16 protein-coding genes are annotated in these 15,434 nt (G+C 44.7%); 8 read left to right on the top strand and 8 right to left on the bottom strand.

What is annotated here, in order from left to right; translation table 11 throughout:
• Positions 1-74 precede the first annotated feature (74 nt).
• Positions 75-1,100 carry a divergent polysaccharide deacetylase family protein gene (locus YH65_RS09005; RefSeq protein ID WP_245609189.1) on the top strand — a complete coding sequence of 342 codons (1,026 nt, stop codon included), beginning with the start codon at positions 75-77 and terminating at the stop codon, positions 1,098-1,100.
• 71 nt (positions 1,101-1,171) lie between these two features.
• Positions 1,172-1,948 carry a DNA-processing protein DprA gene (locus tag YH65_RS09000; RefSeq protein ID WP_046551565.1) on the top strand — a complete coding sequence of 259 codons (777 nt, stop codon included), beginning with the start codon at positions 1,172-1,174 and terminating at the stop codon, positions 1,946-1,948.
• Between the two features lie 61 nt (positions 1,949-2,009).
• Here YH65_RS09000 and YH65_RS08995 read toward each other — a convergent pair whose 3' ends face one another.
• The gene (locus YH65_RS08995; protein ID WP_046551564.1) at positions 2,010-2,528 is read right to left on the bottom strand and encodes a TlpA family protein disulfide reductase; all 519 of its coding nucleotides are present in this window, start codon (positions 2,526-2,528) and stop codon (positions 2,010-2,012) included.
• 592 nt (positions 2,529-3,120) lie between these two features.
• On the opposite strand from YH65_RS08995, the gene YH65_RS08990 reads away from it, so the two are divergent.
• Positions 3,121-4,206 carry a glycoside hydrolase family 3 N-terminal domain-containing protein gene (locus YH65_RS08990; RefSeq protein WP_046551563.1) on the top strand — a complete coding sequence of 362 codons (1,086 nt, stop codon included), beginning with the start codon at positions 3,121-3,123 and terminating at the stop codon, positions 4,204-4,206.
• 1 nt (position 4,207) lies between these two features.
• Here YH65_RS08990 and ruvX read toward each other — a convergent pair whose 3' ends face one another.
• Positions 4,208-4,594, bottom strand: coding sequence for a Holliday junction resolvase RuvX (ruvX, locus tag YH65_RS08985; protein ID WP_046551562.1), 387 nt, complete (start codon positions 4,592-4,594; stop codon positions 4,208-4,210).
• 91 nt (positions 4,595-4,685) lie between these two features.
• Between ruvX and YH65_RS08980 the strand changes: the two genes are divergently transcribed.
• Positions 4,686-6,878: a response regulator gene (locus YH65_RS08980; RefSeq protein WP_046551561.1), complete on the top strand. Its 2,193-nt coding sequence runs from the start codon at positions 4,686-4,688 to the stop codon at positions 6,876-6,878.
• A 17-nt stretch (positions 6,879-6,895) separates the two neighbouring features.
• On the opposite strand, the gene YH65_RS11340 is transcribed toward YH65_RS08980, so the two are convergent.
• The 6 genes from YH65_RS11340 to hemW form a co-directional block, all read right to left on the bottom strand.
• Positions 6,896-7,771, bottom strand: a complete 876-nt coding sequence (locus tag YH65_RS11340; RefSeq protein ID WP_169745673.1) for an NlpC/P60 family protein — start codon at positions 7,769-7,771, stop codon at positions 6,896-6,898.
• Positions 7,772-7,852: 81 nt separating this feature from the next.
• Positions 7,853-8,494 (bottom strand): C40 family peptidase, encoded by a 642-nt coding sequence (locus YH65_RS08970; protein WP_046551560.1) that lies wholly within the window; start codon positions 8,492-8,494, stop codon positions 7,853-7,855.
• 10 nt (positions 8,495-8,504) lie between these two features.
• Complete coding sequence (gene queA, locus YH65_RS08965; RefSeq protein WP_046551559.1) at positions 8,505-9,557, bottom strand: tRNA preQ1(34) S-adenosylmethionine ribosyltransferase-isomerase QueA; 1,053 nt, start codon at positions 9,555-9,557, stop codon at positions 8,505-8,507.
• Positions 9,558-10,601 (bottom strand): twin-arginine translocase subunit TatC, encoded by a 1,044-nt coding sequence (tatC, locus tag YH65_RS08960; RefSeq protein ID WP_046551558.1) that lies wholly within the window; start codon positions 10,599-10,601, stop codon positions 9,558-9,560.
• Complete coding sequence (gene tatB, locus YH65_RS08955; protein WP_046551557.1) at positions 10,601-11,089, bottom strand: Sec-independent protein translocase protein TatB; 489 nt, start codon at positions 11,087-11,089, stop codon at positions 10,601-10,603. The genes tatC and tatB overlap by 1 nt, the downstream gene beginning before the upstream one ends.
• A 37-nt stretch (positions 11,090-11,126) precedes the next feature.
• A complete protein-coding gene (gene hemW, locus YH65_RS08950; protein ID WP_046551556.1) occupies positions 11,127-12,182 on the bottom strand; it encodes a radical SAM family heme chaperone HemW in 1,056 nt (351 codons plus the stop codon).
• A 141-nt stretch (positions 12,183-12,323) separates the two neighbouring features.
• Here hemW and YH65_RS08945 point away from each other — a divergent pair, with 141 nt between their 5' ends.
• Genes YH65_RS08945 through YH65_RS08930 form a run of 4 tightly spaced genes read left to right on the top strand, consistent with a single transcriptional unit; the run spans position 12,324 to position 15,229 of the window.
• On the top strand, positions 12,324-12,797 hold the full coding sequence (locus YH65_RS08945) for an RNA pyrophosphohydrolase (RefSeq protein ID WP_046551555.1): 474 nt from the start codon (positions 12,324-12,326) through the stop codon (positions 12,795-12,797).
• A 54-nt stretch (positions 12,798-12,851) separates the two neighbouring features.
• Positions 12,852-14,057, top strand: coding sequence for an aspartate kinase (locus tag YH65_RS08940; RefSeq protein WP_046551554.1), 1,206 nt, complete (start codon positions 12,852-12,854; stop codon positions 14,055-14,057).
• A gap of 6 nt (positions 14,058-14,063) precedes the next feature.
• Positions 14,064-14,609, top strand: coding sequence for a HobA family DNA replication regulator (locus YH65_RS08935; RefSeq protein ID WP_084722063.1), 546 nt, complete (start codon positions 14,064-14,066; stop codon positions 14,607-14,609).
• A 2-nt stretch (positions 14,610-14,611) separates the two neighbouring features.
• The gene (locus tag YH65_RS08930) at positions 14,612-15,229 is read left to right on the top strand and encodes a DNA polymerase III subunit delta' (RefSeq protein WP_046551553.1); all 618 of its coding nucleotides are present in this window, start codon (positions 14,612-14,614) and stop codon (positions 15,227-15,229) included.
• Positions 15,230-15,434: the final 205 nt, after the last annotated feature.

Genomic DNA, 15,434 nt, shown 5'->3' with positions numbered 1-15,434 from the left:
TTTGATATAATGTTCAAAACAAAAATTATGTGGATGTTATGGCACCTCGATCCGGTAAGAACAGTAAAACTTCAGTGACAAAAAAAAGAAGTACTCCCTCAAAAGCAACAGGCAAAAAACAAAGTACTAAAAAACGGACAGTCCGAAAAAAGAAAAAAAAGAGCAGTTTTAAAAAAGGTCTTGTATTTTTGTTGGTACTTTTTGTTATGGTCTCCCTTGTAGCGTTCGGGTATTACCTTGGTCAGCAGGACAAGGTCTCTTCTGGCGCAAAAAGTACCCAAAAAGTTTCACATAAAAAAGCAGAGCATCATAAAAAAATATCCAGGGTTTTTTCCAACATAAAAACAAAAAAGCCTGTAAAGGCAAAAACAGATGCTCCCGTCAAAAAGGAACAGCTGTCGGCAGTTTCTGAATCGAAAGAAAAAGTAGCTCTGGCCTGCCGTGCAAAAAAACCGAAACTGGTGATCATCATCGATGATGTTTCCAAGCAGAGACAGTTGAACCGTATCAGGGCGCTCAAAATACCTGTAACCCCTTCCATTTTTCCTCCCTCCCATCTTTCAATGTCAAGCCATACCCTTGCCAGGGGACTGAAACATTACATGATACATTTGCCCATGGAGTCGGGAAGCCGACAGTTCAACAAGCAGTACAAGACACTCAGGACCTCATTTTCCAAAGCCCAAATGGAAGCGAGAATGAAAGAGATACGAAGACTTTTTCCTACAGCTGTTTACATAAACAACCATACCGGTTCGGTCTTTACGGACGATTATCAGGCGATGCATACGCTTTACGGCATTATGAAGAAAGAGGGCTTTGTCTTCATTGACAGCCGTACCATAGGCTCAACGAAAGTACGAAAGATCGCACATGAGTACGGAGATACCTATATGGCAAGAGATATTTTCATAGATAATACCCAGCGTATTGATTACATACACGGCCAGTTGAAGAAAGCGGTGAGGATCGCCAAAAAGAAAGGTTATGCCATTGCCATAGGACACCCCCATAAAGTAACGATGCAGGCCCTGTCCACTGCCGGCAATATCTTCAAAGATGTGGAACCGGTCTATATAGACCAGATCTTCCAAAAATGACTTATCTGACAATTTGACATATTTTTCTATTTCCTTTTCCCGGGATGCTATGATTGGAAAAAAGGAAATGCATGAGTGCTTTGGTACCTTTTACTGTCCCGGAACTTGAAAAGATGAAAAAATACCCTCCTGAGCTTTTTTTCAAGGGAGATCTCTCCCTGCTTAAGCGTCCCAAAGTCTCTATTGTCGGAACCAGGCGTCCAAGTAACTATACCAGAGAGTACACCTATATGCTGGCAAATGCTTTGGCAAAAAGAGGGGTGTGTATTGTCAGCGGTGCTGCGATGGGTGTGGATGGGATCGCCCATGAGGGTGCAGGATTTGGAAATACCATTGCCGTTGTCGGGAACGGCCTGGATATACGCTACCCTGTGGTACATAAACAAATGATAGAGGCCATAGAGACTGAGGGTCTGATGCTCAGTCAGTTCAACGATGGTTTCAGGGCTACAGGATGGAGTTTTGTCGTGCGAAATGAACTTGTTGTGGCGCTTGGAGATGTACTTGTGGTGACTGAAGCAGACTTGAAAAGCGGTTCGATGCGCTCAGTGGAGTTCGCTTTGAAAATGGGAAAAGAGATATTTGTCCTTCCCCACAGACTGGGCGAAAGCATAGGAACAAATGCATTGCTTCAGCAGGAAAAGGCAAGGGCGATCACGGATATAGAAGTGTTCGCTTCGCGTTTTGGACAAGCTGTAGAAAGCAATGTGGAAAAAGACGAGTTCTTCTATTTCTGTCAAAATATGCCGACTTTTGACCAGACAGTTGAAAAGTTCGGTGAGCGTGTCTATGAAGCGGAACTTGCAGGGATTATAAGTATAGAGAACGGGCTCGTGAGATTGCAGTAAATGTACTGCGTTTTTGTCCCTGCAAATTCGCAGGAACGAAGAGAAGTTTTACCTTGACTTATTATTTGATGGCATCAAGTTGTCTGATGAGTTCCACAAGAGAAGCTTCCGGAAGCATTCCTGCCTGTACGAACTGTACATTACCTTTTCTGTCCAGTGCAACCATGAAAGGAATACTCCCTCTCCACTGCGCTCTTTGCCCAATATAGTTTGTGAAGTTACCTGCTTTTTCATCTGAAACGACAATATAGTTCATCCCTTTTTCTTTGGCGAACTGTTTAAGCTGTGCATTGTTCAATCCCTGTACTTCAACAGAGATAATAGCCAGTTTGTCTTTGTACTTTTTTTGCAGGTCGATCAGGTGTGGGATCGAAGCGAGACAGGGAGGACATCTGTGCCCGAAGAATTCTATAAAGACGATCTTGCCTTCCAGTCCTTTGATATTCAAGCCCTGATCGGTACCTGTGATCTGGTGCGTGACACCGTTAATGTCTGTGATCTTCATTACTGGTTGGCTGCTTGCCTGAGAAAATGTGGAAAGTGACAATAGCATTAGTACGGACAATATTATTTTTTTCATGAAAAGCCTTTTTTGATTAATTTATGGGTACCTCTAATAACCCTAGATGCTCATAACATCTCTAGCTTTTGTCTAGGCTAGGCACTCTTTTGAAGGCCTAGCCGTAGCTAAGTCAAGAAAGAGTAACGACGCATAGGCAAAAGCTAGTGATGCCCGTAGGGTGGGCTTTGCAAACGTAATCTTTCACAAGATGCTTACTTCGTCTTAGCTTTGGCTAGGACTTGAAAGCCTCTTGCAAAATCTCACATTTGCAAAACCCATTATAAGTATCTAGGGTTATTAGAGGTACCCTTATTTAATTATACACATTATACACTAATGAAGATGTAGAAATTGTGTAATGAAAAGAAATTTTTTGAATGAATAGCTTGGGTAAGTGAGATTTTTGTATGAATAAAGAGCATCTAGAAGTTTTAAAAGGAGGAGGAAAAAAATCTATAAAAAAGGGAGACACAAATTCAAGTCAGGGGAGAATGAAATTTGCTTCCTTCTGATGCTCTTATGGAGGAATTATAAAACAAGTAGTTTAACCGAACACTAATAAGAGAATAGTAGAATATGAAAAGCAAGAACGAGAAATTTAAGGAAAATAATGAAAAAAATATTTTTCATGGTTGCGGTTATAGCTGTAACATCACTTTGGGCCGGGTTTTCCCTGGACCAGAAGATAGGGCAGATGCTCATGGTAGGGTTTCACGGAACCTCTGCACCCAAAAACAGTCAGATCTGTCAGGATATCCGTAAATACCATATCGGTGCGGTCATACTGTTTGATTACAATCCTGTCGATAAAAGCAAACCCAAGAATATCGCAAACAGACAACAGCTGAAAAAACTGACTGCCCAACTGCAAAGGTGCTCTTATGACGGAAAACTTCTGATCGCTGTGGACCAGGAAGGGGGAAAGGTACAGCGTCTCAAAAGCAGATACGGTTTTTACGGCAACTTTCCCAAGGCATCCGATGTGATCAAGATGGATCAAAGGCAGATCAAAAAAACGTATGGGAAAATGGCAAAGGAGCTCAAATCTGTGGGGATCAACTATGACCTTGCTCCGGTGGTCGATCTGGATATCAATTCCAGAAACCATGTGATCCACGGGCTTGGGCGCTCTTTCGGGAAAGACCCAAAAACAGTCGCGGCTTATGCAAGTACCTTCATCGATGCGATGCATCGTTACGGGGTACTGACATCGCTGAAACATTTTCCCGGACACGGCTCTTCCGTGGGTGATACACATAAAGGATTTGTCGATGTGACGAACCTGTGGAAAAAAGCGGAGCTGGAACCCTATAGGCTACTGAACAAAAAAGCCGATACCGTCATGGTCGCGCATGTTTTCAACCAAAAACTAGATGCCAGATACCCGGCAAGCCTTTCGAATAAAACTGTCAATGGCCTTTTGCGGAAAAAACTCGCTTTCAACGGTGTGGTCATCACCGATGATCTGCAGATGGGGGCTATCAGCAAAAAGTACGGTTTGAGAAATACGCTCAAGTTGGCCATCAATGCGGGGGATGATATGTTACTTTTTGGCAACCAGCTTGACCCAAACAAAACGGTGAGTACCAAAAAACTTGTAGAAACAGTTAAGTCACTGGTTAAAAGTGGCGAAGTGAATAAAAAGACTATTGACTATGCGTACGGGCGCATTCATAATCTGAAGCGAAAACTGTAAATTAAATTGATAAATACCGCTCCAGAATGATCTTGGCTGCTACCGAGTCGAGTCGTCCGTCCCTTTTGTGTTTGAAATCGCCTTTGGTCAGCTCTTTGGCTTCAAAGCTGCTGCCCTGTTCATCCTGGTAGACCACGGGAATGTCCAGCTCAAGAAGAGAGACAAAGTGCCGAATACGCCGTTCCATCTCCTCTTCGCCTGCACCACCCTTGGGAAGACCTACTACGAGCATATCTATCTCCCATTCTTTTAAAAAAGCAACAACATCGCGTGCCGCCTGATTTCGATTCTTGCGTAAAATGGCATTCTGGGGCATGACGATCTTCCCGTCCAGACAGATCGCGGTACCGATACGTTTGAGTCCTACATCTATGGCTGCTGATTTCATAGTGTGATTATAGCAAAATAGTAATGCATACAGAGGATATACTGTTTTTTTTTATGATAGAATATATCTAAAAATCAAAAAGGACAGGGAAATGAGGAAAGAGTGGACTATTGTATGGCTGCCAATGTTGTTTACATTAGCGTATGGAAGGGAAGATATACCTTCTGACAATATAAATGCATTATGGATATGGATAGCCCTTTTTGGGATGGCTGCCGTTGGTGTACTGATCCTCTTTGTCTCTTCCCTGCAGCGAAAAAAGATAGGAAAAGTTTATGAAAATATTCTGGACAGGCAGCTTGAAATGGAAAAGGAGCAGGCACTTTTTTTGAGTAATATAAGCGAGAATATCTATGATATGGTGACCAAAACACTCAAAAAGAAGGAAGAAGAACCTGAAAATACAAAAGAATCGGCAGTACAGACAGCCGATACGAAAGAAGATATTGAAGATAAACTGCTTGCCGTTACCACTGATCTTCTGGTATTTCTGCAGCTTAAATCGGACAAGGTTCATATCGAGAATGCCAAGTTCAACTTAAACAATGTTCTCAATGAGGTCTCCGGATATATCTGTAATAAATATAAAGGAAGCAGGGTTGATCTTATTTTTGATATAAACAACAATGTACCGCGTCTGCTGGTTGGAGATTCTCTTCGCCTGGGGCAGGTACTCAACAGTGTCCTTGAATATATGATGTCCAGATTGAACACCGAAGAGCTCAGGCTTGAGATAGAAATGTTCACAACCTATGAAGAAAATCTTGAACTGCAGTTTCAGTTTACCGATACGGGGAAAGGATTGAGCCGGGAAGAGATAGCTACTCTCTTTGATCCGTATTATGATGAAGAAAACAGCAGTTACATGGGGTTGGGACTTTTTATCTCCCATGAACTGGTAAAGATGATGGGTGGGGAGCTGACCATATGGAGTCATGCAGGCAAGGGGACCTCTTTTACAATGACCCTGCCGTTCGAGTTGTATGATAAGCATAATAAACGTATGTACCGCCTTCCGGAAAAAACATTGACGACTAAAAAAGTGTTTATCGTTGAAAATAATTACAATGCGGCCTTGGCGATCAAAAAGACCTTTGCCTACTTCAGACACGAGGTCAGGGTCATGTCAAAAGAGGTATTTTTGCAGCAAATGCCCAACCTTGCACCGTATGACATCGTAGTCCTGTACCATTCTGTATTCTCACATAAACTGGTCAATTATCTTGGCAAGATAAAAAATAATAAAGACCTTAAGGTGATCTCTGTCAATTCCCTTCTGCATGTAGACGAGGCACATTTTTCTGACGAGATCATCGATGTCGATCTTTATACACCGCTTAACCAGGAACGGATTTTTGAAATGATCGTGAATATGTATAATATAACGGTTCCTGATACAGCAGAGGAAAATACCTGGGAAGTTAAGGCACTAAAAACATACAAATCAGAAATACAGGAGAGCAGAGGTATCAGCCAAAGCAGTTTCACAGACTTTAGGGGCAGGCATATTCTGATCGTGGAAGACAATGTGATCAACCAGAAAGTCCTTTCCGCACTTTTGGTCCCGGCAGGAGTCAAGGTCAGTATCGCCAACAATGGACAAAAGGCGGTTGATATGATCAAGGAGAGGAAAGTGACATTCGATCTTGTGCTGATGGATATCAATATGCCTGTTCTGGACGGATATTCTGCTACGGAATTGATACGGAAGGATCATGACTTTGACAGACTCCCGATCGTAGCGTTTACGGCACTGGTGCTTGATAGTGAGATCGAGAAAATGTATGCATGCGGACTCAATGCCTTTTTGGCCAAACCGCTCAATATAGGGAAACTCTATACGGCTTTGGCGATGTTCCTGTCGAAGAATGGTGCAACACATACAGCTTCAAACATTCCTGCAGTTCCCAGAGCAGACCAGATGCTCCTCAAAGGTCTGGATATCAGAAAGGGTATTGAATATGCGAACAGAAGTGATGTTCTTTACAGGGAAGTATTGCATGAATTCTTTGAAGCATACGGGAACAGTGATCTTCTTTTTAAAAAATTGGTGGAGGAGTATCGCTATGAGCAGATCAAAATGCTCTGTATTGATATGAGAGGACTTACCGGAGCCATAGGTGCTTACGATATGCTTGAAGTAGTGAACAGGATACATCAGGCGATCCTCTACAGAAACTTCGGACTGCTGACGGATTACATCGAAGAGTACCATCGCGAGCTTTCGGTCTTGAAAAAAGCTATAGAGGAGTATCTTTCTCCTTCGGCTCAAAAGGCGGCCTGAAAACTTAGAGGTGAACCTTAGAGGATCTCCGCAATGAATGCGCCGGGCTCTATCTCTTGTTTGACCTTTGGCAGGATGCCCAGTGCTGTTGTTTTGTATTTGTACGGGCCTATGAGCAGTTTGGATATCTGTTTACCGTTACGTGGGAATTTTATGATCTTGTAGGTGTATCCCAGTCTTCTGATCTTATAGAGCAGTGCACTTTTTGGGGAGCCGCCAAAAGAGCCCACCTGTACATAGAAAGAACCTTTTTCCCTGCTGTTGTCTATTACCGGTCTTGGTGGTACTGCCTTCCGGTCAACCTTGGTGCCCGTACTTTGTTTAAGCTGCTTTAAGTCGTTGGTCTTCCATGGAGTTGCCTTTTTTGATGTCTGGGCAAGGCTGGTCTGTTTTGTCTGAGGCAGATAGCGTCTGCAGATACGCAAACGTTTCTTGTAATAGGGAGAGGTACGGAGGTTGGAGTAGACTACTTCATTCTTCGTTGTGCTGGCATGTGTGAACCAGCCGTCCCCAAGGTACATGCCGACATGTGTGATCTTCCCGTTGCGGCGTTTGGTGGTATCGAAGAAGATCAGGTCACCGTATTTGAGCTCGGAGGGTTTGATGTACTTACCGACTTTGGCCTGTTCTCTGGCGGTTCTTGGCAGGTTGATCCCCATACTGCCGTACATATAGTAGGTGTAGCCGGAACAGTCGAATTGGTTCGGACCTTCCTCTGCCCAGACATAGGGACTTCCTTTGAGTTCTTTCACCATTTTTTCGAGGCTTTCTTTATGGGCAGGGTATTTTACTTTGGGCTTTTCGATCTCGTAGTGCGGATGTTTGGGATGGGGTGAGGGTTTACATGCCGTGATGACTAAAAGTGAAATGGAAGATAATATAATAATGAGCATTTGCCTGGATATCAGCATTCCATCTGCCTTTGCTAAATTTTTATTAAAATGCATTATAGAGTAAAGGCTTTAAAACAGCCTTTATCCTCTTGACGGTACTGCCTTTTTTGGGATTGTCATCCCCGGCTGCCATGGAGTGGTATCGTAGGTACTCGAGATCTTCATTTTTTTCAACGGTGCACTGCAGTTCATATAAAAGGCTCTTTCATCTTTGCTCATATATCGCTTGCAGATTTTGACACGCTTCCTGTACCGGGGTTCTTTCTCAAAGCTGCTGATCACTACTTTTCGGTGCTTGCTGCTGGCTTGTGCGAACCATCCGCCACCCAGGTACATACCCACATGGTTGATGCGTTTGCTCCGTTTGTTTGTTGAGCCGAAGAAGATGAGATCGCCGTATGTAAGATCCTTGAATGCAACGGTCTTTCCCACTTTTGCCTGTTCACAGGCGGTTCTTGGCAACTGTACCCCCATTGATCCGTAAATATTGTAGGTCAGACCAGAGCAGTCGAAGGCGTAAGGCCCTTCCTCTGCCCAGATATAGGGTTTTCCCAAATACTGGTTAAGCAGTTTCTGAATGTTCTCCCTGTTGGGTTGACATACTTTTTTGGGTTCGATAATATCATAGTTTGGATAGCTGTAGGGTTTGGGTGAACATCCGCTGAAGAGAAATGCCAAAATGAGCAGAAAAGAAAAATAATATAGGTAAGCTGCTGTTTTCATTGAAACTCCTTTAGAGTATGAGCATCGCATCCCCGTACGAGAAAAAACGATAGTTCTTTTCGATAGCCTCTTTATATAATTGTAACGTTTTTTCTCTTCCAATGAAACTACTTACGAGCATAATAAGCGTACTTTTGGGCAGATGGAAATTGGTGAGTAGATGGGTGACTCTTTGAGGCGGATTGTGCGGGTTGAGAAAAAGGTCGCACTCTCCTTCTTTTTTGCCTGTACGGACATAATACTCTATGGTCCTTGTCACAGTGGTACCGATAGCGAGGATCTCTGTGTCGCTGTCAAGTACTTTTGCTGCTTCCGGTGGAATATCGAAGTATTCTGAGTGCATCGGATGGTCCAGTATTTTCTTCGCTTCAACGGGTTTGAAAGTGCCCGCACCGACATGCAGTGTGACCTTGTGTGTTTTGTGCCTCTGCTGTAACGCTTCGAAGAGTTCAGGGGTAAAGTGCAGGGAGGCGGTAGGCGCGGCAACTGCTCCGGCATTTTTGGCAAAGAGGGTCTGATAATCTTTTTCATCTTCAGCATTGTCCTCTCGCTGCATATAGGGAGGCAGGGGAATATGACCGATCTCATCGAGTATTTGTACCAGTTCTTCGAAGCGTATCTCTTTGCCGTGGCGGGTGAAAGTAACGATACGCGAGCCATCTTTGTTGAGGGTTGTGACCGTTGCTGTCAGGCTGTCGTCAAAAAGAAGCTGCGTTCCTTCTTTGACCTTGCCACGTATCAGGACGAGATAACGGTGGGCATCCAGAGGTTTGTTGAAAAGCAGTTCCACTCTGCCTCCCCCCTGACCATCTTTGGAGAGCTTGTGTCCGAAGATGCGTGCTTTGATGACACGTGTGTCATTAAGGAAGATACTGCATGTTTCGGGGAGAAAATCAAGCAGGTGTCTGAAAGTAGTGTGAGTGACCGTATCACTCTTCCTGTCATACACCAGTAGTTTGGCATCGTCTCTGGGGTGCACGGGTTCTGTAGCTATGAACCCCTCCGGGAGTTCATAATCGTAGTTCTTTGTCAGCAGTTCTGCCGAGAGTTCATTGGGGAACATTTACGGTTTGTCTAACTCATCGGGAAGCAACTTTTCGGATGCTGTCTCTTTGCTTTCTGTTTCTTTTTCATCCTCTCCGTCATCTTCGCTTTTCTCCGGATTGACCATACGAACGATGAGAATGGAGATACCGTAAAGGATGACAAGCGGTGCGGCCATCAACAGCTGCGTCAGGATATCCGGCGGTGTCAGGAGCGCGGCAAGCACAAAGATGATGACGATGGCATACTTGAAGAAGTCTATCAGCGTACGGTCCGTTACCAGGCCAAGCAGGGCAAGGAAATAGGCAAAGACAGGCAGTTCGAATGCCACACCGAAGCCCAGCATGATTTTGGTAAAGAAGCCTACGTAATCCTCGATGTTGATGAACGGGGTATAGAGGAAAGACCCGAAGGTGATCAGGAACTGAAAACCGAACGGTGTAACGATATAATAGGCAAACATAACCCCGATGAAGAACATGACCGAACCGCCGACCACAAAGGGAATAACCATTTTTTTCTCATTGCTGTAGAGCCCCGGAGCGATAAAAAGCCAGAGTTGATAGAGAATGAAAGGCATGGCACCCAGAAGCCCGGCAAAGAAAGACACTTTCAGCGCAACGAAGAAGGCACCACCAACCTGATGGGTTGTGATCTTTCCTTCGAAGTTGTGCTGGTTCGGGCGTGCTGATTCAACATCACGTTTTGTGATGATCTTATCGAGTGATTCGGCTGCATCGGCTGCATTCTTGAGCAGGGGAGCCAGTTTAGGGTCGGCTGCTTTGGCTGCTTCGTAGAGGTTGTCCTTCAGTTTTTCAGCTGCCTGTACGGCCGGAGTTTTCGTTACATTGACTTCATCAGACTTCATGGTCCAGGTCGCTTTTTCCTGAGACTCGATGATACGTCCTACTTCAACAAGGGCGTTGTTCAGCGGTTGTGTGATCCAGGAAAGTATCTGGTTATGGAAAGTAAAAGCAATAATGAATGCGATAAAAACGGAAAGGACAGAAAGCCCGAGCCTTTTTCTCAGCTCGACCAGGTGGGGACGGAGATCATCAAACATCAGGCTTTGTCCTCACTCTTCTCGTTTTTGTTCTTTTTTGCAGCTTTGTTTTCACTGCCGGCATCGTTTTCTTTGTCGGTCTTTTTCTTTTTTTTGGATTTTTTCTTGAAGGTCACTGTATCATTGGGGGCTTCTACCGGAGTGACGGGTGCCTCATCTGCCGGAGGAGAGCCTTTGGCAGGTTTGTTTGTCCCGTCGGTATCGGTATCGTGAAGAAGATCATCCATGTCGTCCAGGCCGATGTTCTTGAAGCTTTTAAGCTCATCGGTCGCAGAGTCGAGCTGTTGTTTATAATTGAGCGCTTCCTCTTTCAGGTCGGCAATGCGCATCTCTTCGTCGAGTGCACTTTTTGCATCACCAACGGTCTTTTTGACCCCCTTGATGAATTTTGCTATCTGAACCATTGTTTCAGGAAGTTTATCCGGTCCCAAAAAGAGGATCGCAATGATAGAGATGAGAAGTATTTCGGTAAAACCTATGCCAAACATCGAATGCCTTTAAATTGATTGGGTGTATTTTATCAAATTATTCTAAAATATAGAGCGCCAGCTCGTCGCTGAGGAAAAAATTCTTATTATAGTAGCGGCTTCCATCATATTCAAGTTTTTTTTCTCTATAAAGCAAGTCTGCCCTTTTTTTCATCTCTGAAGTCAGGATCGATCTTTCAATACCGGTATTGCTGCGCAGACCCAAAAATATTTTCTCGGTCAACAACTCTTCCTGACTGAGATGCTCTTCGGTGATCTGCAACGGATCTCTAATATAACTGTCGATATCTGTTTGCGGGTAATAGCGGGTATCCCTGAGAAAACCGACAGCCCCGGCACCGGCACCAAGGTAATTTTCCAGTTTCCAGTAGCCTTTGTTGTGACGGCTCTGATAGGTGCCAAAATTGGAGATCTCATAAGGGGTAAATCCCCGTTTTCTGATCTCGTTAGTCACAAAGAATGCCAGTGTCTCATTCTCCTGTCTCGCTTCGGGAGTAGAAGAGAACTTTGTCCCGCCTTCAATGGTCAGCTCATAGGCAGAAATATGGTCGACAGGCAGTTCAAATGCCTGTCGGATATCGTCCGATAACAGTTCTTTTGTATCTCCCTGATAGTTATAGATAAGATCAAGCGATATGTGTTCAAAACCAAGCTCTTTGGCAGCAAGTACGGCTTTTTTGGCCTGTTTTGGAGTATGGGCACGGTTGAGTGCTTTGAGTTTGTCTGCATCGAAGCTCTGTACACCGAAACTGATGCGGTTGACACCGAGTGATCTCATCCCTGAAAGCCAGGCTTCTGTGGAGGAATTGGGGTTGGCTTCGGTAGTGATCTCCGCATCTTTTCGCAAATAGGGCTTAAGCAGTTCGAAGATCGGCTCGTAAAGTTCCGGTAGGACTGTTGAAGGTGTTCCTCCTCCGATAAAAAGGGTTTCGATACTCCCTTTGTTTGCATCAAAACGTTCCAGTTCAAATGCGAGCTGACTGTAGAGTGCCTGCATATAGTCGCTGCGTGTGTCAAACTTGTCAACATAGGAGTTGAAACTGCAGTAGTGGCATTTGGAGTCGCAGTAGGGAATGTGAATATAGGCTAACAATATTTTATACTCTTTTCAAATGGCTGTAACCGAATTTTAGATAGAATCATATCAGAAATTTTGGAGTTTGTCTCTAAATTGGAGGGGGTCTCATGTCAAGAGACCTCATTTTTAAAAAATTATCGAAGATGAGTTATTAGTATGCAAAACAAAAAGAGCTACAGGCCCAATGTTGCAGCCGTCATACTCTCTTCTAAATATCCGGAAAAGTGTGAGTTTTTCGTCGCACATCGAACCGACATCAGAAATGCGTGGCAGTTCCCCCAGGGCGGCATCGATGAGGGGGAAACGCCTGAAGATGCACTCTATAGAGAGCTGCTTGAGGAAATAGGATGCAACAACGTTGAGATACTGGGGGAATTCCCAGAGTGGATCACATACGATTTTCCTAAAACAGCAAGGGGGAAAGTGTACCCTTTTGACGGCCAGACACAGAAATATTTTCTGGTCCGCCTCAAAGAGGATGCACAGATAAACCTGCAGGCATTTGAGATCCCGGAGTTTAAAGAGTATACGTTTGTCAAGTATGATGAGCTGTTCCAAAAGGTGACCTATTTTAAACGTAAAGTGTATCGCAGAGTAATAGATCACTTCATTAAAGAGGGTTTAATCTAAAGACGTAGAGTACTGTTCTAAAACAGTGTAAATTTGTAGTAAGGAAATATTTTTATGTTGATCGTACAGAAGTATGGTGGTACAAGCGTGGGCGGACTGGACCGCATTGAGAATGTAGCGAACCGTGTGGCCAAAGCTCGGGATGAGGGGCATGACCTGGTTATTGTCGTTTCAGCCATGAGTGGTGAGACGAACAAGCTGATAGAGTATGCGGAACATTTCAGTAAGAGTCCTGCAAAGAAAGAAATGGATATGCTGTTGAGCTCCGGTGAGAGGATCACTGCAGCACTGCTTGCCATTGCACTGCAGGCCAAAGGCTATGATGCCCAGGCCATGACAGGGCGCCAGGCAGGGATTGTTACAGATGATACCCATACCTATGCACGGATCGAATCGATCGACCCCAAAGCGATGCAGAATGCCATCAAAGAGGGGAAGATAATAGTCGTAGCAGGCTTTCAGGGGATCAATAAGAACGGTTCGGTCACGACGCTGGGCCGTGGAGGTTCGGACCTCTCCGCTGTTGCTCTGGCTGCTGCACTGAAGGCAGATCAGTGTGAGATCTATTCGGATGTGGATGGTATCTATACGACCGATCCGCGTATCGAGCCCCATGCCAAAAAACTCGATACCATATCTTATGACGAAATGCTTGAACTTTCCTCGCTGGGGGCCAAAGTATTGCAGAACCGTTCGGTTGAACTGGCGAAGAAGTTGAATGTGAAACTCTATGCAAAAAGCAGTTTCAGTGATGACAAAGGTACATTGATAACGAAGGAGAATGAGAATATGGAAGCAGTCATGGTCAGCGGTGTAGTGCTGGATAAAAATCAGGCAAGGGTAACACTCAGGGGTGTCGTGGACAGACCGGGGATCGCGGCGGAGATCTTCTCTGCACTGGCGGATGCGAACATCAATGTAGATATGATCATTCAGAATGTCGGAACGGACGGTTTGACCAACCTCGGGTTTACCGTTCCCCAAAGTGAACTGGAGAATGCCAAAAAGCTGGTAGAGACCTTTAACCATGAGATCCAGGGTGTGGACTTTGATGAGCATGTCTGTAAGGTTTCTGTGGTCGGTGTGGGTATGAAGTCACACTCGGGTGTTGCGGCTACGGCCTTTACCGTATTGGCGGACAGCAACATCAACATTCAGATGATCTCCACTTCAGAGATCAAGATCTCGATGATCATTGATGAGAAGTATGGCGAACTGGCCATCCGTGCGCTGCATGAAGCCTACGGACTGGATAAATAATATCAGATGATGAAAGAACTGCTGGCCTGGACCCTTGAAACGATACGAAACGAGAAATCTGACTTCTCGTGGATGGAAGAGTATCGTTACGAGTGGGCCCCTCTGGTGAAATCGGCCGTTTCACAGATGCTTGAGGGCAAGACCGTACTGGTCGTGACGGACGAGCATCATAAATGGTTCGGACAGTATATCATCAACAGTGTCAACGATCTTGGCAAGAACAGGCCTTTGCTTCCTGTCTATAGTCTGAATAAGTGTTTTCCCAGTCTCAAATCTCTGAAATCCACAGAAAATATACAGCTGCTTGAAGATATGTTCGAGATCTCCTACCCCAACGGATACTATATCTGGTACATTGGTAAAGGTGACCACCCCTATACGAAGATAGCCTACAGAAATGAGGATAGTTTTCTCTGGATCATGGATGAAGAGGTTCAGAACAGTTTTGCTTTCCGTTCCTCGGACCCGCTTCTGGATATCAAACTGCTGCAGCTCTATAAGCTTTTCGATGCGACACTTTCTGCAGCACTCTTTGGAGATCTGGAACTCTGAAGATGAGATTACACAGCCAGATACTCATCAGTAACGATCTTGAAGGTACGATTCTGGCACTTGAATCTGCCGTGACAACGGAACGTATCGTCAAGATAATCGAAGGTGAAAAAGCTTTCTCTGTCGATGATGCCAGGCTGGTCATAGAAAAAGCCTATATGGCGAGCGAAGAGACAACGGTCATCATTCTTGCCGCCAAGATATTCACCCCCATCGTTCAGAACAAACTGCTCAAGGTCATAGAGGAGCCGCCGGCCAAAAAAGAATTCATTCTTGTCACACCGAGCAAAGCAACCATCCTCTCCACTATTCGTTCCCGTCTGCCCATTGTAGTCCTCAATGAAGAGAGAACCGAGGCAGACCTGGGGCTGGACCTGCCGCAGCTCAGTCTGGCAACGGTTTATGAATTTATTCAGTCCCATAAACGTACCGATGCCAAAGCGATGAAGCTTTTGATAGAGAGCATTTCCAAAGAGGCTATACGGTCGCAGCAGTATGATCTGGATGAAAAGACACTGATACTCTTTTCCAACGCTTTTATAGCGCTTGATGTGGGGTCTCCTTCGCAGTTTGTGTTGACTACGCTGCTGTTGAAACTTTTGGCAAGAAAAAAACGGTAAAATATTTATATTTGTTTTTTTGTATTTCCTTTTATTTGACTTGAGGCGTTGTTTCTCTCTTCATTTTTTTTAGAAAAAAACGAAGCAAAAAAATCGTCATGGCTCTCGAATCGCTTCGCTTTTCTGGAGCTAAATTCCGATACCCTCCGTCGCTAAAGCGTAAGTGGGGTGCAAGGGTGTTCGCCATGACAGAAGGCACACTTCG

It is taken from the genome of Sulfurovum lithotrophicum (assembly GCF_000987835.1).
GTDB classification, from domain to species: Bacteria; Campylobacterota; Campylobacteria; order Campylobacterales; family Sulfurovaceae; genus Sulfurovum; species Sulfurovum lithotrophicum.
Note: the sequence above shows the minus strand (reverse complement) of the source record. Positions and strands in the feature narration are given on the sequence as shown.